This window comes from Nostoc sp. 'Peltigera membranacea cyanobiont' 232 (genome assembly GCF_002245985.1).
Taxonomy (GTDB): Bacteria; Cyanobacteriota; Cyanobacteriia; order Cyanobacteriales; family Nostocaceae; genus Nostoc.
Window position 1 is genome coordinate 31,355 of record NZ_NOLK01000037.1, and the last position, 21,562, is coordinate 52,916.

The 21,562-nt window shown below is 41.9% G+C and carries 17 protein-coding genes and 1 pseudogene; 8 read left to right on the forward strand and 10 right to left on the reverse strand.

Translation table 11 applies throughout. From position 1 onward, the window contains the following. Positions 1–21 precede the first annotated feature (21 nt). Positions 22–1,584, forward strand: coding sequence for an MFS transporter (locus CDG79_RS14875; RefSeq protein WP_094342808.1), 1,563 nt, complete (start codon positions 22–24; stop codon positions 1,582–1,584). 91 nt (positions 1,585–1,675) lie between these two features. On the opposite strand, the gene accD is transcribed toward CDG79_RS14875, so the two are convergent. The 7 genes from accD to CDG79_RS14905 form a co-directional block, all read right to left on the reverse strand. Next, complete coding sequence (gene accD, locus CDG79_RS14880) at positions 1,676–2,626, reverse strand: acetyl-CoA carboxylase, carboxyltransferase subunit beta (RefSeq protein ID WP_094342809.1); 951 nt, start codon at positions 2,624–2,626, stop codon at positions 1,676–1,678. Between the two features lie 526 nt (positions 2,627–3,152). Beyond that, positions 3,153–4,001: a prepilin peptidase gene (locus tag CDG79_RS14885; RefSeq protein WP_094342810.1), complete on the reverse strand. Its 849-nt coding sequence runs from the start codon at positions 3,999–4,001 to the stop codon at positions 3,153–3,155. Between the two features lie 172 nt (positions 4,002–4,173). After that, positions 4,174–4,434: a hypothetical protein gene (locus CDG79_RS43755; protein WP_094342811.1), complete on the reverse strand. Its 261-nt coding sequence runs from the start codon at positions 4,432–4,434 to the stop codon at positions 4,174–4,176. Positions 4,435–4,524: 90 nt separating this feature from the next. Beyond that, complete coding sequence (gene leuB, locus CDG79_RS14895) at positions 4,525–5,613, reverse strand: 3-isopropylmalate dehydrogenase (protein WP_094342812.1); 1,089 nt, start codon at positions 5,611–5,613, stop codon at positions 4,525–4,527. A 229-nt stretch (positions 5,614–5,842) separates the two neighbouring features. Further along, on the reverse strand, positions 5,843–5,965 hold the full coding sequence (locus tag CDG79_RS45295; RefSeq protein ID WP_333782996.1) for a hypothetical protein: 123 nt from the start codon (positions 5,963–5,965) through the stop codon (positions 5,843–5,845). A gap of 378 nt (positions 5,966–6,343) precedes the next feature. Then, positions 6,344–7,822: an alpha-amylase gene (locus tag CDG79_RS14900; protein ID WP_094342813.1), complete on the reverse strand. Its 1,479-nt coding sequence runs from the start codon at positions 7,820–7,822 to the stop codon at positions 6,344–6,346. A gap of 112 nt (positions 7,823–7,934) precedes the next feature. Then, the gene (locus CDG79_RS14905) at positions 7,935–8,561 is read right to left on the reverse strand and encodes a DUF1003 domain-containing protein (protein WP_094342814.1); all 627 of its coding nucleotides are present in this window, start codon (positions 8,559–8,561) and stop codon (positions 7,935–7,937) included. A 359-nt stretch (positions 8,562–8,920) separates the two neighbouring features. Between CDG79_RS14905 and CDG79_RS14910 the strand changes: the two are divergent. After that, positions 8,921–9,127, forward strand: a pseudogene (locus CDG79_RS14910) (sensor histidine kinase); the annotation flags it as partial. Between the two features lie 279 nt (positions 9,128–9,406). Here the strand turns inward: CDG79_RS14910 and CDG79_RS14915 are convergent. Further along, positions 9,407–10,681, reverse strand: coding sequence for an APC family permease (locus CDG79_RS14915; RefSeq protein ID WP_094342815.1), 1,275 nt, complete (start codon positions 10,679–10,681; stop codon positions 9,407–9,409). Between the two features lie 586 nt (positions 10,682–11,267). Between CDG79_RS14915 and CDG79_RS14925 the strand changes: the two genes are divergently transcribed. The 5 genes from CDG79_RS14925 to purT all read left to right on the forward strand — a co-directional run bounded on the left by CDG79_RS14925 (position 11,268) and on the right by purT (position 16,894). Further along, positions 11,268–12,122 carry a mechanosensitive ion channel family protein gene (locus CDG79_RS14925; protein WP_094342817.1) on the forward strand — a complete coding sequence of 285 codons (855 nt, stop codon included), beginning with the start codon at positions 11,268–11,270 and terminating at the stop codon, positions 12,120–12,122. Positions 12,123–12,327: 205 nt separating this feature from the next. Continuing rightward, on the forward strand, positions 12,328–13,278 hold the full coding sequence (locus CDG79_RS14930) for an ABC transporter ATP-binding protein (protein WP_094342841.1): 951 nt from the start codon (positions 12,328–12,330) through the stop codon (positions 13,276–13,278). Positions 13,279–13,321: 43 nt separating this feature from the next. Next, positions 13,322–15,082 carry an ABC transporter permease subunit gene (locus tag CDG79_RS14935; RefSeq protein ID WP_094342818.1) on the forward strand — a complete coding sequence of 587 codons (1,761 nt, stop codon included), beginning with the start codon at positions 13,322–13,324 and terminating at the stop codon, positions 15,080–15,082. Positions 15,083–15,185: 103 nt separating this feature from the next. Then, entirely contained in the window at positions 15,186–15,665 is a 480-nt protein-coding gene (locus CDG79_RS14940) for a pentapeptide repeat-containing protein (protein ID WP_094342819.1), read from the forward strand. Positions 15,666–15,730: 65 nt separating this feature from the next. Continuing rightward, a complete protein-coding gene (gene purT, locus CDG79_RS14945) occupies positions 15,731–16,894 on the forward strand; it encodes a formate-dependent phosphoribosylglycinamide formyltransferase (RefSeq protein WP_189525001.1) in 1,164 nt (387 codons plus the stop codon). 52 nt (positions 16,895–16,946) lie between these two features. Here purT and CDG79_RS14950 read toward each other — a convergent pair whose 3' ends face one another. Both CDG79_RS14950 and crtH read right to left on the reverse strand, forming a co-directional pair. After that, positions 16,947–18,293 (reverse strand): serine hydrolase, encoded by a 1,347-nt coding sequence (locus tag CDG79_RS14950; protein ID WP_189525006.1) that lies wholly within the window; start codon positions 18,291–18,293, stop codon positions 16,947–16,949. Positions 18,294–18,946: 653 nt separating this feature from the next. After that, positions 18,947–20,437, reverse strand: coding sequence for a carotenoid isomerase (crtH, locus tag CDG79_RS14955; protein ID WP_094342822.1), 1,491 nt, complete (start codon positions 20,435–20,437; stop codon positions 18,947–18,949). A gap of 406 nt (positions 20,438–20,843) precedes the next feature. Between crtH and upp the strand changes: the two genes are divergently transcribed. Then, positions 20,844–21,494, forward strand: a complete 651-nt coding sequence (gene upp / locus CDG79_RS14960) for a uracil phosphoribosyltransferase (protein WP_094342823.1) — start codon at positions 20,844–20,846, stop codon at positions 21,492–21,494. Positions 21,495–21,562 lie beyond the last annotated feature (68 nt).

Genomic DNA, 21,562 nt, shown 5'->3' on the forward strand with positions numbered 1-21,562 from the left:
CTTTACTCATAAACATACATTATGGATTCTGTTCAGGTTGAAACAACTGCGCCACAGACTCTGGAAATTTCCCAGATTGCCTCACCAGCAACAGCACTTTCTCCAACCTCTCGAATTCCTAAGGATGCGATTCGCACAAGTTTAAAAGCCTCCACTGCGGATTCTGTCTTAGCATCGGTTTACTCTCTTGGAACTGGCGGCATTTTACTCAGCAATTTCTTAGTGGAATTGGGTGCTAGTCCAGTAGTATTTGGGATGCTTTGCTCTATCCCCATGTTGGTCAATCTGATTCAGCCCTTGGGTGCTTATTTGTCTGAACGTAGCAGCAGCCGCTTTCAATATTCTCTTCGCACACACGGAATTGGTCGGCTGCTATGGCTAGTTCTAGTAATCGGTATTGTAGCTGTAAGTTTGGGAGTGATTAATACTCACCAGTTAGTGATATTGACACTCTTGATTGTCCTATTCAGCAATCTTTTGGGAGGATTAGGAACTGCATCATGGCTAAGTTGGGTAGCAATGATAGTTCCCCGACAATTGCGAGGCAGGTATTTTGGGACACGCAATAGTGCTGCTAACCTTACCAATTTGGTTTGCGTACCAATGGCTGGTTTAGCTGTATCACATTGGGATGGTGGAACTCTACAAGGCTATGGGGTGGTTTTGTTAATAAGCATTGTGTTGGGAATTGCGGGATTGGGATGTCAGTATTTTCAAGTAGATATGAATCCGCGATCGCAAAACACTTATTATGGCAAGTTAACTCAAACAAGTGAGATTCAATCAGAGGTTGCAAAAGATGAGTCTTCTGAAGTCGCTCAATCAATAACAGAGGCAGAAGGAATAATCCTTTCTGGCTCCTGCTACGACCAGAGTGAGCAAGGGTTTGAGTCCCCACAACTTTCAAGTAGCTCCAGTTCAGCAGGGGATTCAACCCCTTCTACCTCCTGTCTCTTACCTTCAAGTTCAATTCACCCACCACAAAACCAATTAGCTAACAGTATTTGGAAAAACTCTAACTTTTTAAGATTTCTGCTGTATTTCAGCTTCTGGAATCTTGCTGTTAACCTCAGCAGTCCTTTTTTCAACCTCTACATGCTGGACAGGCTGGATTTGGATGTAAGCTATGTGACTATCTACAACAGCCTTCAGGCGGGGGCCACTTTGCTAATGCTGATTCTATGGGGAAAATTAGCAGATAAGATAGGCAATCGTCCCATCCTCATCTCTATTGGGGTTTTGGTTGCAGCTACACCACCGCTATGGCTGGGGATTGGTGCTAATCACCTTGATATTTGGTTGTGGCTACCTCTGTTACACATTTTGGCTGGAGGTACTTGGGCGGCGATTGACTTGTGCAGTAACAATATACAATTGGCGATCGCACCAACTCAAAATCAGTCTATCTATTTTGCGACAGCAGCTGCTGTTGCTGGAGCAAGTGGTGCTTTAGGCACAACTATAGGCAGTTTCATCGTCCAATTTGCTCAGTTTGGAGGCTTGCTAGGGTTGTTCGCCCTCTCTGGTCTATTCCGACTAGCAGCAATTGTTCCACTAGTTTTTGTCAAAGAGCCGGGGAGGTGAGGGAGCAGGGAGCAGGGAGCAGAGAGTAGGGGGAATTCTTTAACAAGTTTCTTCCCCAATGCCCCATTCCCCATTTCCCACATCCCACGTTCTATTCGGCGGCGGTAGAAGTTAAAGACATTGTTTCCCACAACACCATGTGAGGTGGTGTTAGTACAGGCTGGTGTAGAGCAATCAGCTGGGCTAAAGTATTCTTTAATTGGGTACGGGGTACGATATCATCAACAAAACCATGCAGGAGCAAATCTTCAGCAGTCTGAAAATTTTCGGGGAGTTTTTCCCGCAGGGTTTGCTCAATCACTCGCCGACCGGCAAAACCAATGGTTGCTTTGGGTTCTGCCAAAATGATATCGCCCAACATCGCAAAACTAGCGGTAACGCCGCCCGTTGTGGGATTGGTCAAAACGGGAATATATAATAGTCGCGCGTCTTTATGGCGCTGTAGGGCTGCGGAAATTTTCGCCATCTGCATCAAAGAGAGCATTCCTTCTTGCATTCTTGCGCCCCCGGAGGTGCAGACGATAACAACAGGATATCGCCGTTGAGTGGCTTGCTCAATCATCCGGGTGAGTTTTTCTCCCACAACTGAACCCATACTACCACCCATGAAGCGGAAGTCCATAACCCCAAGGGCAATGGGTAAACCATTGATTTGACCTAAACCAGTGTGAACTGCGTCTATTAAGCCAATTTTATCTTGTGTTTCCCGCAGGCGATCGCTGTAGAGTTTGCGATCGCGAAATTCTAGCGGATCGGTTGGACGCAAATGCTCGTCTAGGGGTTTCCAGGTATTGTTATCTATCAATTGACGAATGCGTTCATCGCTATCTACCCGATTGTGATGACCACATTCGATACAAACCATCTGATTGGCTTTCAGGTCTTTTGTGTATGCCAAAACACCACACTTAGAACATTTATGCCACAAACCATCAGCAATTTCACGTTCTTGGCGTTCGAGGCTGGTAGATCCTGATTTCCGTCGATTTGCAAACCAATCAAATAGAGACTTTAAACCACGTGATTCTTCGTTGTTAGCCATTTTTTATTTTATTTTAAGTGGGTATGAGGTTGAAAACATGTCAAACCGTATTGGGTTGTCCTTAGTCATAAGTCATTTGTCTTTACTAATGACTAATTACTACATCGTCAAACTACGCTTTTAAGCAATTCAGACCTTAATTATCATCTTTGGTTGCCAGCTTAACGAAAATACTTATGCCAATACAAGTCTCTTGCTCTTTTTTTCAGCAGACTTAATTATATGGACGTACTGACAAAGCTATGAGAATACCAACCTCCAAATAAGATGCTCTCCCTCTCCCACTCAAATCAATGATTCGCATCGCTAGTGTTCTGAATAAGCAGCATTTGTTGTACTAGTTGTGCTTGCCAACGGTTAATCGTTGTTAAGAGGGTAATACAAGTCACAAGCAGAATATTATCAAAATATGAAGGGCAGATGGGGTAATGTTGGTTACAGTCACGAATTATAAATATTTCTTATGAAAGGTTATTGGGTATGGGGCATTGCTTACACCCCCATCTCCATCATCCCCAACTCCAATTCAAGATGCTGGAAAAAATAACCGCAGGTAGCTAGACAAAATAGCTTCACCGCTAAATATGGCGATCGCAGATCCTAAAGCCAGAAAAGGGCCAAAAGGTATTTTTTTTCCTAACCTTTGTCTCGATGTCTCTTGACTCACGGCTTTGTGTTTATGCATAATAACACCACTCCCAATTAAGGCCCCCAGCGCACAGGCAATAAAACTAGCTAAGAGCAAATATTTCCAGCCTAACCACGCTCCCATCATGGCTGCTAACTTGGCATCACCCGCACCCATTGCAGTTTTACCAAAGGCAACTGAACCCAATAGGGCGATCGCATCAAATAACCATAAACCTAAGACTGCACCCAGTATCCCCATCATAAGATGATTTACCAATGCCACAAAACTACCCTCTGGTAGATAACCAACCACCATTTGGAATAAAATTCCTACCATTAAACCCGACTGAGTAAGTGGATTAGGTAAGGTCATTGTATCTAGGTCGATAAGCGATAGTGCTAATAACCAACTACAAAAAGCCCAATAGCCTATTGTTAAAGTAGAAACTTGAAATACTAAAAAAACCAGCAAAAAAATTATGCCCGTCACCCCTTCTACCACGGGATAACGGACAGAAATTTTGCTTTTGCAATATCGACACCGCCCTCTTAATGAAATCCAGCCGAATACTGGTACATTGTCGTAAGCTTTTAGCTGGTTTAAGCATTTAGGACAACGAGAAGGTGGCCAAAGAATTGACAACCCAGCAGGTAGCCGATAAACAATAACGTTGAGAAAACTACCAATAGATGCACCCAAAGCAAAGACCATTACACTCGCTGGAATAGCGAACAAAATGTCCATACAGTCATTTGTCCTTTGTCATTAGTCCTGTGTCATTTGTCGTTTATCTTTTGTCTTTTGTCATTAGTCATTTGTCCTTTGTCCTTTGTCGAGAACTAATAACCAATAACCAATGACTAATGACTAATGACCAATGACCAATGACTAATGACTAATGACTAATGACCAATGACTAATACATGTGCGATTCAATTTGATTTAAGGGTACAAAACACTCTTGAGGTAAAAGAACTGGTTGGTTAGTAAAAATAACCTTACCTCGATGAGTCACACGATTAATTGCTACACCGGAAGGTTGTCCCGCGATTTCGGGGTGGACTTCACAGTGAGTATAGTATATCTGCCCAGCAGCTCTGATTACAGCAGGATCAATCAAAGGCGATTGGTTCTTTGGGGCGGTAAAATTTACTTGTCCTTGTCGTAATGCGTACACTATCGACTGTTATTTGATTGCTAGATTTCACTTTAGTCTACCCGAAACTTATAGCAAAGGTTGCCAAATTGCCCAGTTTGCTCTAAAAAATTATTTTTGTTCAATAGCTTTAATGAGTGAGTCTCCCATAGCGCGGCAACCCAAGAGGTTTTTTCCTGGAGAAATTATATCCCCTGTGCGATCGCCTTGTTCTAAAACTTGCAATACGGCTTGTTCGATGCGATCTGCCGCTTTTGGCTGGTCTAAACCGTAGCGTAGCATCATCGCCGCACTCAAAACCTCCGCTAAAGGATTTGCCTTATCCTGTCCAGCGATATCTGGGGCGGAACCGTGAACTGGTTCAAACACACCAGGCCCAGAAGCGCCCAAACTAGCTGAGGGTAACATCCCAATACTACCTGTGAGCATGGCAGCAGCATCAGAGAGAATATCGCCAAACAAATTGCCTGTAACAATAGTATCGAACTGCTTGGGAGCGCGTACTAACTGCATAGCAGCATTATCTACATATAAATGAGAGAGTTCGATATCTGGATATTCCGTACTAAGTTGGGTGATGCGATCGCGCCACAACTGAGATACTTCTAATACGTTCGCTTTATCCACCGAACAAAGTTTACCACCGCGTTTTTTTGCCGCTTCAAAAGCCACCCGCCCAATGCGTTCAATTTCCGATTCGGTGTAAACCATTGTATTTACACCGCGTTTTTCACCGGTTTCTGTAGCAAAAATCCCTTTAGGTTTACCGAAGTAAATCCCACCAGTGAGTTCGCGCACTACCATAATATCTACGCCTTCGACAACTTCGCGTTTCAAAGTCGAGGCATCAATTAACTGGGGCAAAATTTTCGCTGGACGCAAATTGGCAAATAATCCCAAACCTGCGCGTAGCCCTAACAAACCTGCTTCTGGGCGTAAATTAGATGGCAGGGAATCCCACTTGTAACCACCAATCGCAGCAAGCAACACAGCATCACTGTTACGGCAAGCCTCTAGAGTGGCAGATGGTAAGGGTTCCCCTGTAGCGTCAATTGCTGCACCACCGATAAGGGCTTCTTGAAATTCAAACTTCAGATCGAATTGCTTCCCTACGACTTTCAGCACATCTACCGCCACTGCCATAATTTCAGGGCCAATGCCATCGCCGGGGAGTAGAGTAATGCGGTAGTTCTGGGTCATAGCTAGTTTTACTGGGTAAATGCTTACAGATTAAATATCATACCTAGCAAAATGTACCGATGGAATTTTTAATCTATTAGGGTATGGCTTCAACGGAATCATCTGGCGTTGTCTGAAACTGCTTTTTCTTTGGTGAAAATTGTTACTCAAGCTAGTTGTCCTACCACACTAGAAAGAGTGATGGTTGTTTGACTTTATCTAAATCTTCCTAGCTTCTCTAGTACTATCCCTAGTTAAGCGGATGGAAACGCTGCAAGATGAGAGCGATGAACACTACTGGCAAACCTACACCCATACAAATGAGAGCTTGGATAAATGTCAAAGGTGTGGTGTTAAATACTTGATTCATCATGTTCCACTGGCTGAACAGACATTGTAAAATCCCTACAGCCACAATTACGATCGCAGGTGCATAGGCTATGGGTGTGTGTTTACCTTGGATTCTGGCAACTAGAGATGGTAAAAGCTGGATAATGCTTAACAGTTAAAAGACCTCTGCTGCCACCAACCCATTAATCGCCATCGTGCGAGCTAAGGCTTGATTGCCTGTAGTTTGAAGTATCCATTGAAATACCCCAAAAATTACTAGCCAATTGAAGACGGAAATCGCTAAGATGCGCTGGAGTAACCCACCCGATAAAAGCTAGTGCGCTTGGTACTACCTAAGTTCTCTTTTAGGCAAAGTTTGTCAAGCGCCTAACTTTCTGCATGAATGCTACTAAAACCCAGACTATGACTGTGGAACCCACACAGAAACAGAACCAGCATTGCATCGAAAATCAGCCCAGCCCTCATCATTTGTTGTGACGGGTTCGCTGAAATGTTCAGTGATGTCAATGTAAGTGCTGTTGGGTTGCCCAACTTCCATCCACTTAGTCCCCTCTTCCCCATTACTCAAAACAATCGCCATCCCGCCAGGATGTTCTTCGTCTCCTAAGCGTGTCCAGCCGATTGTATTAGCGTGATCGAAATAATCGTATTGGTCGCCATAGGCATAGGTTTGACGGGCGTGCAAAAATTTATCAATTATCCATTGATGACTATCGAGCCAAATCTCATACTCATTGCCATCTGGGCCCTTATCTTTGTAATGAGCACCATAGTAATCAGCATAGAAGATACAGGGATAACCATCACTTCGCAGTAGGATCAACGCATAAGCCAACGGTTTAAACCAGCTTTCTACTACAGACTCCAATGACTGCAAAGGTTGAGAATCATGATTGTCAACTAAGGTGACGGCTAAAGCGGGTTGCTGTTGCACCAAGGTGTTATCAAATATCTGCCGCATGTCATAGTCATTGCCTTGTGTGCTGGCAGCGCTAAAGTTATAGTGCAATGGCGCATCAAACAACATTACATCGCCACCGGTGACACTAATGAAATGGTGCAGCGCTTCAATTTCATAAGACCAATACTCACCGACAGCAAAAAGATCGCGACCTGCCTTTTGGCGACAGTGATCCAGCCATTCTGGGAAAAAGTTAGCTCTAACGTGTTTAACCGCATCAAAACGAAAGCCATCTATATCAGTGGTTTCTACAAACCACTCACCCCAGCGATTCAACTCCTCGCGAACTTCTGGACTCTCCATATCCAAATCGCATCCCATGAGATAGTCGAAAGCGCCTTTTTCTAGGTCAACGTTGTCATCAAATTTTTTATCTTTAAACAGATAAACTGCGTTCTCACCTTCGTTGTAAACGTTGTAATCAACTGCGTCGAAGTGCCACCAGTGCCATTCCATATCAGAGTATTTGCCTTGGCGACCTGGGAAGGTAAAGTGAGTCCAGACTTTAATCTTTTGCATCTCACCGATGGCGTGGTTGCGATCGTCTGGACTATAGGGCGTTGCTTCCACCTCTTCTTCTTGGTCTGCACCTAACTTGTGGTTGAGGACAACATCAGCATATACTCGAATGCCAGCAGCTTTTGCCGCCTTGACAGCAGCGATATACTCGTCTTTTGTGCCGTACTTTGTCCGAACCGAGCCTTTCTGGTCAAACTCGCCTAGATCGTACATATCGTAGACTCCATAGCCGACATCGTAGCCACCCCCTGTTCCTTTGTATGCTGGGGGTAGCCAAACAGATGTAACACCTGCATCAGCTAACTCTTTGACTTTATCTTTAAATTCATTCCAAAGATTTCCATCTGGAGGGATATACCAATGGAAGTACTGCATCATTACACCATTCAGTTGAGCCATATCTATCCCTCTGGTTAAATATACGATTAATTTTGATTTTTGACACAAAGACTATACTTGAAGTTTTGTTTTATTTTCTAAATAGAAACAAAAATCTACTAAAAAACTGCGATCAACTCATATTGTTTTCTTCTGTAGATGACAGTTCTTCAGCTAAGTTTTTCTGGAGTGCTTCTAATACCGCGATTGGGTCAGCCGGTTCCTGCATCAATTTCGCTTCCGAATCATGCCGATTTATCACATCAGGCAAATCGGTACGGAGTTCTTCTAATAGAGCAATAATCTTGGCAATTTTTTGCTCGGAGAGCAGGTTAAGCTGTAGCATCAGTTGCGCCCGTTGTTCGGCAAAGTTTTCTTGGCGAGTTTGTCGCACCAATACTCCAGTTGAGATCACCAATGCAGCTGCGTCTAAGCCTTGATTTGACCAGCTAAACGCGGGTAGATTGAATGGCAAAAAGCGATCAAAAAAACTGCTAAAAATCCAGATAGCCAGTATGACTAGCAAACTATACAGAAATATCGATCGCCCAAAGAATGTAGCGATCGCTTCTAGTATGCGTTGATGGGCGGGAATATCTCGAACTTCCTGGGTATGAAGTGAAATAATCGCTTCAATACTTTTTGCAATCGGGTCTGGTAATGGAGCCGTTATCACTTGATTTCGAGAAGCTTTCTCTTTGAGTTCGTTAGCACCTGAACTGAAGTTTTTGTTGGCTGTATCGTCTGTGTTGTGCCTCATGCCGCAACTCCTGAATCTGAATTTTACTCGATTATTGCTTATCTTCTGATGCTGTCGGCAAATGGGAAATTGTTTTACAACCAAAAGGGCGTAGGAGAAACATTTCTCCTAAATTCACTTCCATGTGTAGACTGTCGCATTTTGGCGAGAATCTTTCACAGCTTTAGAACTTACTTGACAATGCACATTAACAAATGCAGTTTTAAAGAAGCTGTAACTCAGCGATCGCAGTTGTCACTCCTTTAGGTCGTGTTACCATTTGTAGATGCTGTTTTATAATTGTCTGCTCTTATACTTTTAATCTTATCAGTATTATCTCGTAATCTTTTTCAAAAATCAAATTACTTCAATGCATTATTGTAATTCAAGTCATTGATACTGGAATTGGAATTCCAGAGGCAGATTTACCTTATATTTTCGATCGCTTTTACCGGGTTGACACAGAACGTGCAAGAGAAAGCGGCGGATTTGGGTTAGGATTGGCGATCGCTCAACAAATTGTCCAGGCTCATGGCGGTCACATCCATGTGATGAGTAATGAGGGTAAAGGCTCGACGTTCAAGTTGAAGAAGAATTCAGAAGTCAGAATTCAGACGCTCGATGACTCGCTTTTCGCGTCGCTATCCACCACTCGGACAAAATTCATTCTGTTAGCGGATAGCTAAGGTTTAGCCCATTCTGACTCCTGACTCCTGAATTCTGTTTCGATAAAATTACCGCTCATCAGCCATTCCTAAATCACCTTTAACAGATGTGTCGCGACTCGCCAAATAAGGCACTGTTAGCCAATTCAAGTTAAATTAATGCAAACGTATTACAAATACATTCTATTGAGCAAAGTTTCTTCAAAGGTGTAGCTGTCGCTTGTTTGACAGATAGTAAATTACTTCGATGCCTATAGCCACTCCTACCATAAGCACTAAAACCCAGACGGTTTGTGGATCTGTTTGCAAAGCAAACCAAATTAACATTCCTAGTGCTACTAAACATATTCCAGCACCTAAAAGTGAAATCCACTGCTTGCTTTTTGTATAACGATACATACGAGCATTAGCTAAATTAACCGCCGCAAATATTAGGAGAAACCCGGCACTACCCATTGTAGAGATCCGACTTATATCAAAAAAATTGGCAATTATTAGAGTAATACCACTAGTAATAAATAAGCCAATTGAAGATTGATCTATGCCATTTATTTGGCTGTCAGAGTCAAACCCCCTAGATTTAGCAATAATAGAGCTAAAACGAGCTGAACCGTAGAGTGTTGCGTTACTCGCCGAGATAGTTGATAAAAGAGCAGCAATCGTAATCAAAACAGATCCCAATTGCCCCATAATTGGTTTGGCAACTTCAGCCAAAGCATAGTCTCTTGCTGCCAAAATCTTTTCTATTGGTTCTGTTCCCAATGTAACCAGTGCTATTAAAACGTAAAGCAAAATAACGAACCCAATTACAGAGTAATAAACTCGTGGCAAAGTGTATTTGGGATTGACAAGATCCTCTGCTGTATTGGCGATTAGCTCAAAGCCTTCATAAGACAAGAAGATGATTATTGCTCCTGCGAAAATTGACTGTAGCGACGACACTGAGACTGGTTCTATACGGGAAATATCTATATGACTGCTCCCCATAGTAACGAACAGGATCAAAATCCCCAGTTTGAAGCTAACAATCCAAATTTGAGATTTACCAATGTAATTCGCAGTTAGTAGATTTAGTCCAGTTGTCCCTAAAATTGCCAAGCTAATCAGTAAATGCTTCCACATCGGTTGAGTAGATGTAAACAGGCTAACTCCATAACTACCAAAAGCATTCAAGTAAAAGGAAAGCATGACTACATAGCTAAACCATAGTAGAAGATTCAGTGTTCCACTAAACAGCCCTAGACCAAAAGCCTGGTTTAAGAAGGTTACTGTCCCGCCTCGACATGGATGAGCTACTGAAAGTTTTGCATAAGCATAAGTAGTTATCAAAGCTATTGTCCCTGCGATCGCAAATGCTAGTGGTGCGCCTGTATGAGCTATTTGAATTACAACTCCCAGCGCTGGGAAAAGTCCACCGACAATGCCTCCTACACCCAACGCCCACACAGACCAAAAACCGATTTTTTTGCTTGACACCTGTAACCTCTTTAGGAATAGATAGTCTTATAGTCGTTGACCAGCACGCATATAATCAAGCTGAGATTAAGCGGTTGGGAATATAGCGGTTCTCGATCAAATGAGGCACATCCTCAAGGTTGAAAGGGTTTATATTATAAAGTCTAGCTATACTTCACCAGCATAGGAAGGTCTATAGAAGCCTTGAATAAAGAATTTGGACTGCTGGTATGGCGCGATTTATACAGCGATTTGAGATCGGGAGTGGAGACTCTACACCAGACAAGATCAAATTTTGGTAAATCTCAGTATCTAATGAAATATTTGCTCTAATTGAGGAGCGAAAAAAATAGCAGCAGCAAGGCGAAAAGTGGATATTTGCAGCATGATTCTGTTCGTCTTGTGTTCCTTGAAGTTCTAGGGCTGGCAAGATATCTACGCCACAATAAAACATTTATATTCGCCCAAAATTGTTGAGACATCCTCCAAGAACACTTTGCTACTTGCTGCACAGCACCCCAAAAATTAAAAAAAACTATTTATAGGAAATTTTTATTTAATTTATTGTATGTTTATTGTGTTTAATAATTCACAGACATAAAAAATTATGGATTTAAAACAAATTAGTTTGGTTGCTAGTCAACTTCTAACTCTGTTTGGGCTGAAAATTTTAGGTGCGATCGCTCTGTGGCTAATTGCTCAACGCTTGATTGATTTTGCATTGAAGCTAGTGCGACGTGCTTTCCGAAGCCAACACGTCGATCCGACACTGATTAACTATCTTCTGAATATCATTGGCGTTACGCTGAGAATTATTCTAGTTGTAGCAATTCTCGGCTTCTTTGGGGTTGAAACAACTTCCTTTGCTGCATTGCTAGCAGGAGCAGGCATTGCAATTGGTGCAGCCTGGGGGGGACTATTGGCAAACTTTGCAGCCGGAGCATTTTTAATCGTTTTTCGACCATTCAAAGTTGGTGATTTCATCACGACAGCAGGTGTCACAGGCACTGTTACAGAACTTGGGCTGTTCACAACTAGTATTAATACACCTGATAACGTATTGACGATTGTTGCCAATAATAAAATCTTTGCTGACAATATCCAGAATTATTCTGCCAATCCTTACCGTCGAGTCGATCTGGTAGCTCAACTTCATCATGAAGTGAAACATAACGAAGCGATCGCACTTTTAAAAGCGAAAATTAGTCAAATTCCTAATGTCCTCCAAAATCCAGCACCGGATGTAGAAATTCAGGATTTCAACTTTGCAGGGCCTGTACTAGCAGTCCGTCCTTATTGCAATAATGACCATTACTGGCAGGTTTACTTCGACACAAATAAAGCTATCCGTGAAACCTTTAACGAAGCTGGATATCCAATTCCCGAATACCGTTATGCAGTTAGCGGTTCATCTGCTCATGCAATTAATAATGTCATCCCACCACTATCAGAAATAACTTGACACTAGAGCAAAAAGTCAAGGCTTTATTTGCAAAGATTTCCTAAATAACAGAATAAGAATTAATAAGTAGATAGGGCGTATGTCTTACCTACTTTTTTATGTAGCCAATTTCCTGAGAGTCAGTTTCAATTTCTGAAACAAGCCTGACAAAAGCTATAGAAAGAGGTTACGTTAAGTGTTAATCACTAGCCGCACCCCAGCAGCGATGGTAAAAGAATTAGCAATTTGCACCCGTGGACTCACTAAGCAATTTGACCGGCACGTTGCTGTCAATGATGTTGATTTAGAAATTCAGGCGGGGGAAGTATATGGACTGATTGGGCCCAATGGCGCGGGTAAAACAACTCTCATCCGTATGTTGGCAACTGCTGAGGAACCAACTACGGGTGAGATTTATATTAATGGCGATCGCCTCCTCCGTGACAAGAGTAACCCCAAACTTAAGGGTCGTCTAGGCTACTTACCTGATGACTACCCGCTATATGAGGATTTAACAGTCTGGGATTACCTAGATTATTTTGCGCGTCTGTATCATTTACGAGAACCACGCCGCACTCAACGCTTACATGAGGTTTTAGAACTAATCCAACTTGGCAATAAACGCCACAGTCAGATTTCTACTCTGTCGCGGGGGATGAAACAGCGCTTAAGTTTAGCGCGAACCATTATCCACGAACCAATTTTACTACTACTAGATGAGCCGGTTTCTGGGCTTGACCCCATCGCTAGGATGCACTTCCGTGAAGTCATCAAGGCTTTGCAAGAAGCTGGGATGACTGTAATTATTTCCTCCCATGTTCTCAGCGATTTAGCTGAACTATGTACATCTGTAGGAATTATGGAACTTGGCTTCTTGGTAGAAAGTACCTCGTTACAACACCTTTATCAACGTCTTTCCCACCAGCAAATTGTGATATCAACTCTGGGGAACCTAGAGGTACTTTTAAGGGAACTGAAACATCATCATTTAGTAGAAGAGTGGGAGGTGATATCAGGAAAAAACAGCGTGCGGGTGAATTTTTCCGGTAAAGAAGAAGATAGTGCTGAGTTGTTGCGATCGCTCATCAAAGCAGGGATTCCCTTGACTGATTTTCACTGCACTCAAGAAGACTTAGAAACTATTTTCTTAAAATTAGGTCACAAACAAGCATCTTAATACGTCAATAAATATCACTCCCCATTTTTGGAGATTTTTTTCTATGATGCCCAATTTAATAGACAAAATCGGCGATTGGAATCCGCAACTATTGCGCGAACTCAAAGGACGGCTGAAATTTTTTAATATTGCGATCGCAGTTGCAGCATCCTTATTACTACAACTGGTAGTTTTTTTATATCAGTTCCGCGAGTTTCCTGACGATAAATACTCGCTAACAAACACATACTGTCGTTTGAGTCAAGCATATCAACAACAAAACCAGGCTTTCCAGCAATCAAACCAATCTAGAATTGCTGAGTACAATAATTTAATCTTAAATAATATTTGTCCGCAAAACGAAATCGATTGGCAGTTGTGGTGGCGAGATCACTGGGAATATATATTCCTGGCGTTTAGTGTAATTTTTGTATTTACACTATTAGTTGCAGGAACTTATTTAATAATCAATGATTTAGCCAAAGAAGAAACTCGCGGCACGCTGAATTTTATCCGTCTCAGTCCCCAATCAGAAACAAATATATTGACTGGCAAATTGCTAGGAGTTCCGAGTTTAATTTATCTCGTAATCCTAGTTTCAGTTCCTTTACATTTATGGGCTGGTTATTCTGCCCAAATTGCTTTTACTTCCATTTTGAGTTACTACGCTATTCTTGCTGCAAGCTGTGTTTTCTTCTCCAGTGCTGCACTGCTTTTTGGTTTGGTTAGTAATAAGTTTAGCGGTTTTCAGCCTTGGATAGGTAGTGGTGCTGTGTTCATTTTTTTAATGATGCCAATCTTAATGGCACCATCTTATAGCTACAATTCAAACAATTCAGTTGCTTGGTTTACACTGTTTAACCCTGTGGAGACAACAAATTATCTCTTTCCTAACTTTTTTCATATAACTAATGGTTCTCCCCTGAAAAACTTGGAGTTTTTCTATTTACCAATAGGGAGAAGTTTTGTTAGTCTTATTGGCTTCCATCTATTGAATTTTGGATTGTGTAGTTACGGGATTTTTCAAGCTCTTAAACGTTGCTTCCGTAATCCTCAAGCCTCAATGATTAACAAGGGACAAAGTTATTTATTTATAGCTTTTTCCCAGATGATGATGTGGGGATTTCTGTTGCAAAATTGGGAACAAATTACCAATGTCGATCAACAAATTGAGCAAGGTTTGACCTTGGTGGGAGTATACAATTTCATATCGCTTTTTAGTTTTATTGCGATTCTTTCCCCTCACCGTCAAGCCGTACAAGATTGGGCAAGATATCGACATCAGGAATTTTCTAGTCGCAAGAGTGTTTGGCAGGATCTAATTTTGGCTGAAAAAAGCCCTGCAATCGTGGCGATCGCTATTAATCTGGCAATTGTTAGTATCCCTTGGCTAGTCTGGATTTCACTCACATCTGTTCTTGATACAGTCCATAGTCACTGGGCTGGTGACAATTTTGACAAGTTTAAATTACTTTTAGCCCTGGCTTTATCTGTTAGCTTAATGTTGATTTATGCTACCATCGCCCAATTGATACTTTTGCTAAAAACTCCTAAACGTTCTTTCTGGGCAATTGGAACTTTAGGTACAGCGATGTTTCTACCATCGCTGATTCTAGGACTTCTCGGTATCTCCTCATCGGCATATCCTACTGTCTGGTTATTTTCAACTTTTCCTTGGGTAGCTATAGAATACGCTAGTGCAACAACAATTTTTATGGCATTCCTCGCTCAGTTGAGTGTTTTAGCGTTGTTGAATTTCAAGTTAACAAGGCAGGTAAGATTAGTAGGCGAATCTGCTACGAAAGCATTGTTAGCAGGACGCTAGGTAATAAATTATCCATTAGAACCCCGATTTCTTTGAGAAGTCGGGGTTCTTGTATTAAGGTTAAACTTTTAATTAGCATAATGATAGCAACAATCTGACAATCATGCTAAATCCAACTCAAGACCTACGCCATACAGCCATCGAGTTTTTAGAACAAGGTTCCCCACAGCGTCTACAAATTCTTAAGCAACTGGGCATCGCTCGTTATGATTTTTTAACTAAAATCCGCCTAAATGAAGCAAATATAATCTGTATGATGCGGTTTTTTAAATATCCAAGTCAGCTAAAATTTCCAAATCTAATAGGAGCAGATTTATCTGGTTTAATTTTAGATGGAATAAACTTTATTCGAGGAAATTTATCAGGAGCAAATCTCCAAGGTAGTAGTTTAGTTAATGCAGACCTATTATTCGCAAATTTGATGAAAGCTGATTTGAGAAATGCAGATTTACGAGGTGCAACTTTGAATGAGACTATTTGGTTGGAGACTCTAGTAGATAAGTGTCACTTTGGCGTAGGTACTGGTTTAACTCAGCTACAACGCCAAGATTTACAACTGCGCGGAGCTAGATTTAATTCTTGAGAAGACAGTAATTAAAACACAAAAAATTATAAGATTATTGGATTAAGATTGAACTGGATAAGCTAATGAGTATTAAGTTGCCCCAAAAATTGATGCTGCTGGGTTCAGGAGAACTAGGCAAAGAATTTGCGATCGCGGCTCAACGTCTTGGTAATTATGTAATTGCCGTTGACCGCTACGCCAATGCTCCAGCGATGCAGGTTGCTGATGCTTATGAAGTTATTTCTATGCTCAGTGGTGATGATTTAGAAGCCGTAGTGACAAAACATCAGCCAAATATAATTATACCAGAAATTGAAGCAATCAGAACAGAAAAACTGATCGAATTTGAACAGCGAGGGATTATAGTTATACCAACTGCGGCTGCTACTAACTATACAATGAACCGCGACAGAATTCGGGAACTAGCGCATCAACAATTGGGCATCAGAACGGCTACTTATGGTTATGCAACAACTCTAGAAGAATTGATTGCAGTTTCTGATGAAATTGGCTTTCCTAATGTTGTTAAACCTGTGATGTCATCCTCTGGAAAAGGTCAGTCTGTAGTCCAGAATAAGAGTGAGGTTGAGAAAGCTTGGAATTATGCGATCGCTAATTCTAGAGGTGACAGTCAAAAGGCAATCGTAGAAGAATTTATTAACTTTGAAATTGAAATAACTTTATTGACAATTAAACAGTGGAATGCGCCGACAATTTTCTGTCCTCCTATTGGTCATCGCCAAGAAAGAGGAGATTATCAAGAATCATGGCAACCCGCATTAATTTCTGAAGAAAAGATATTAAAAGCTCAAGAAATAGCTATAAAAGTCACTGATGCTTTAGGAGGAGCCGGAATTTTTGGTGTTGAATTTTTCATTACCAAGGATGAAGTGATTTTTTCCGAACTTTCTCCCAGACCCCACGATACGGGAATGGTGACATTAATCTCACAAAATCTCAATGAATTTGAACTACATTTAAGAGCAATTTTAGATTTGCCAATTCCTCATATAGAACAGTTAGGAGCATCAGCTAGTGCGGTAATTTTAGCCTCAGAAAAATCTGATTCTATTGGTTTTACAGGTGTAGCTGATGCTTTGTCAGAAAAAGATGTAGATATTAGATTATTTGGTAAACCTAATGCTCATCCATATCGGCGAATGGGTGTAGCTTTGGCTAAGGGTGTGAATGTCCAAGAAGCTAGGGAAAAAGCTACTAGAGCCGCAAGTAAAATTAAAATTATCTAGTTACCGTAGGGGCACACAGTTGTGCGTCCCTACCAATATCTATTTTGAACTGTTATCTCGTAGCACTATTAGGCGAATCAACCGCAGCAACCGGGTTCACTTGGTTCAGGTAATTGTAAACAAGCTGGGAAACTTGACGGATAAAGTCTCTTCCCCTAGTGTCCTTATAGGGACGGGTGACGAAGATAGCCGCCAGGTAACGCTTGCCATTTGGCATAGTCACAAATCCCGCATCGCCAATGAGAAAGCCGATATCTCCGGTTTTGTTGGCGATGACTGCACCTTTCCCCAAACCGGCGGGTAGCAGTGTGTGAATTGTGGTGTGACGCAGAATATCTAAAGCTTGCTCCCGACTCTGTGAAGAAACTAGCTTGTTATTCACAACCAAAGCCAGCACCCGCGCCATATCTTGAGAACTTGTGGTGTTGGTTCCTCTTAAGTCAGCCAAAAGATGCCGAATTACGGTGTCTTTCAGTCCCCAGTTACGGAAGCGCTGATTTAGTTTCGCCACTCCACCTAAGCGATCGATAATCATGTTGGTGGCGGTATTGTCACTGATGGTAATCATCTTAGTGATGGTTTCCAAAGCTGTATACTTCTTGCCAACTCGCTCATACTGCATAGTTCCAGAACCATTGGTTACTAAGTCACCCCGCATAGTCAGGTTTTCTTGAAGGGTGACTTTACCAGCATCTAAATCTTGGAAAAAAGCAATGAGAATTGGCAATTTAATCGTACTAGCTGCGGGGAAAACGCGATCGCCTCCAACATCCAGATAATCCCCAGTATCCAAATCCAAGAAAAACATTCCTGTTTTCAGGAAGTTGTAGCGATTCATCAAGGCTTTAATCTGTGGTTCCAGCGCTTTCATCGGTGAATGCATGGGAACCACGCCAGCAAACAGAGTGCTATTATCACTCACTGTTGGAGAAATACTCGGTTGAGTCGGTGTTATTTCTAAAATGTTTGGCTGGGTTGCAGTCAATTGTATAGGCTTGGGTAACTGCACAGACCAATGATTCAGGGATTCCTCTTGCAGTTTCACCTGTGCTAGATCGAAGGTGTAATTGGGTGCTAAGGTAACTACCATACGGGTAGTATCTGCGTTAAACTGCCGGATGCTAATGTCTTTAATTACTAACCCTACTCTTTGACTAGTCTGTGGATATCCTAGTTTAACTCCAGGTAAATCAATTACCAGACGGGTAGGATTGGTAAGTAATTGTACTTTGGGTTGAACATTCTCATCTGTGGTGAAATCCAGATGATTACGATTGCTATCAAAATGCCAATTAGCGATCGCAGCAGCTTTGACACTGGAGCCAAATAGGAACAAGCTGAAGAAGCTGGGTAAAAGCCAGCTAAGTTTTAAAATATTTTCTTTGTGTGTGAGGAGCATGAGTGAGCGTTGTGTGTGATGAAGATTCATGAACGAACAAAAGCCGTCCACCATTAAAGCACACATATCAAAAACTTCGTAAATTATTGACTTATATGAAAAAACATCGGTTACAAGTGTTTAATTTAACTAGTACTTTTTGACACATAGTATTATGCAACACCTAGCTTGACTAAGTGTTATTTCGGTAAACTCCAAGTAATTCGGGGAAAAGAGTAAATTTACACCCAGCTACATTTTGAATTATTTCCATACTGGATTAGCCGAATGATGGTAAATAAAGTTTCATAGTATGTGGTAGAAATTAAGTACACCTATGAAAATTTACAATATTAATAAATAAAATTTATGGAAATTTTGTATGCTAGTCTGTAGCATCAGTTTCACTATTAGCGGTTGTACAATCGATCGAGTCGTGTGCTAACTTCCAAAACCAATCACGGCGACAGTTGGAAATATCTTCATAGGTTAATTGATTCACTTTGGGGATTTCCAAGAAATAAATTATCCAAATAAACGTAGACGCGGAGCGGCTTGCCGCAGGCTACCACAGAGGCGCAGAGAACACAGAGAGAGGAGAAAGAGAAAGGATTTTTGCGTCAGTTTTGGGATATTTTTTATTTGGAAGTCCCTGATTGGCGACAGAATACACACTAAAATCCTAAATCTACAGCGATGCGGTGAGCGCAGGCAAACCCAGAAAAAGCTACTGCATTCAATCCCTGACCAGGAAAGGTACTATCCCCGACACAATAAAGTCCTGGAATAGCTGTGCGATTAAAAGGCATCTTCAATAACCCCCGCAACTTGCGCCGAGGAATTGGCCCATAAGTGCCATCTTGACGACCCAAAAAGCGGCGATGAGTGCGGGGTGTGCCTACCTCCAGATAATCCAATCCAGCATCTAAACCTGGAAAAATCTTCTCTAGGCGGTCAATAATTCGCCCAGCCGCCTCTTCTTTTTTCGCTTCGTATTCACTTGGAGAAAGTTCTTGCCAATCATCAATCCAGTGAGGTGTAAAGGCATGAATGATATGATATCCACTTGGTGCTAAATTTGGGTCAAGCAATGTAGGAATCGAAACAAAAATTGTTCCTTCCACTGCTGTCATATTTTCCCAATCTTCTAGCAAAATATGGTGGCATTCTGTCCCCGCAGGTAAAACTGACTCTTTTACCCCGATATGTAAACTCAAGAAGCTTGGAGATTTTTGATAATTCTGTTGCCAATTTTTCTTATTATGTGGCATTGCTTCTGCTGGTAGTAATTGCTCAAAAGTATCCCAGCGTGTGGCATTAGAAACTATGCGTTTACCCAGATATACTTTACCATTTGCCAGTTGCACACCTACCGCTTTTCCCTGTTCTGTAAGAATTTTCGTGACTCTAGCTTGGTACTGAATCTTACCCCCAGCCTTTTCTAGACCTTCTACCAGTTTTTGGGCAATTTGTCCCACCCCGCCTTTGGGATAGTTAACTCCGCCATAATGCCTGTCAGAAAAGACCATCCCAGCATTGATCATTGGTGTCATGTCTGCTGGAACCACCGACCAGCAATAACATTCCATATCGATAAATTTCAATAATTGTGGGTCTTTAATGTAGCGTCTGGCAAAATCCCCGGCATTTTGGGGCAGATACTTAACTAAACCGAGACACGCCAAAGGATGCTGGAAAAATACCCGCAGTAAATACCGAGGTTCTTCCAACGACAGCAAATCCATGCTGTTAAGGCACTTGAATACTTTTTGGCATTCGTCATAAAAGCGACGAATCCCTGGTTCTTCATGGCGAAAATGAGCAATAAGATTTTGCAAAAATTTTTCATAAACCCGGTCAACCTTCAGGTCTAAACCTTGGGGTAAATGATAGTGAATCTGTACCGGATCTGCGATCGCTTCTTGGCTGACATTCACGGCTGACAAAGCGCGGGTGAGTAAGTTAGTTGTACCGTTCTGTCCCAGTCCAAAAATCATTGATGCACCAACATCGAATCGATAGCCTTGGCGTTCAAAATAACCAGCGCTACCACCTGGAATCAAATAACGTTCCAGTACCAGCACTTTCGCTCCCTTCGCCGCTAACTGAGTCGCAGTTACCAACCCACCAATACCAGACCCAATCACGATCGCATCATTTGTCATTAGTCATTTGTCCTTTGTCATTTGTACTGAGCGTATCGCTAAAGCCAAAGCTCCGCTAACGTTTAGCCTCTTGTAGAGAAGTATTTGTCCTTTGTCTAGAGTCAATCAATATTTAATTTAACTAATGACCAATGACTAATGACTAATGACAAAGAACAAATGACCAATGACTAATCAAAAAAAAGAGGGACGAACCTGCTACTGCTGGCTAATCCCGTCTGCCGATCCTTAAAAGAGAGGAGAACACTGGATAATAATATAGCCTTGATTGAGAATAGATGTCAACTATTAATGAAAAACTTTATCAATAAAATTGAGAGGATTAATTTTAGCTGTCAGCCGGATGCAGGAAAGAGTATTATGGTGTTTCAGTTCTTGTACAATAAAGAGTCGCCTATTTCTGGCTATGACGCTACAATTGCGCGTTTATGTTCCACCCCATCCCCTGATCAAACACTGGCTCGCAGTCGCCCGTGATGCAGGCACACCTTCAGTTTTATTTCGCAGCGCTATGACTGAGTTGGGAAGATGGCTGACTTATGAAGCTGCGCGAGACTGGTTGCCAACCCAAGAAACAGCCGTACAGACTCCTTTGGATACCTGTCCAGCAACGGTGATCGATCCGCAGATACCAGTAGCAGTAGTACCGATTCTGCGGGCTGGACTAGGATTACTTGAGGGAGCGCAGACTTTATTACCTTTGGCATCGATTTACCATCTTGGCTTGGCGCGAGATGAAGAAACACTGCAACCTCATTGTTATCTAAACAAGTTGCCAGAAAAATTTGACCCCCAAACACGAGTGCTAATTACCGATCCAATGTTGGCAACCGGGGGGTCGATTATGGCTACAATGGCAGAATTGACACAACGGGGTGCCGATCCTTCCCTAACCCGGATTGTTTGCGTAGTGGCGGCTCCACCAGCTTTGCAAAAACTGAGTGAAGCTTATCCAGGTTTAATAGTTTACACCGCTACTATTGATGAAAAACTTAACAATAAGGGGTATATTGTACCGGGATTAGGAGATGCAGGCGATCGCACATTTGGGACTTAAGCTAGTATGCAGCTAGGGCAGGAGACAATAGCATAACTACTGTAAAAGTTGCAAGGTTTGTTGAAGGC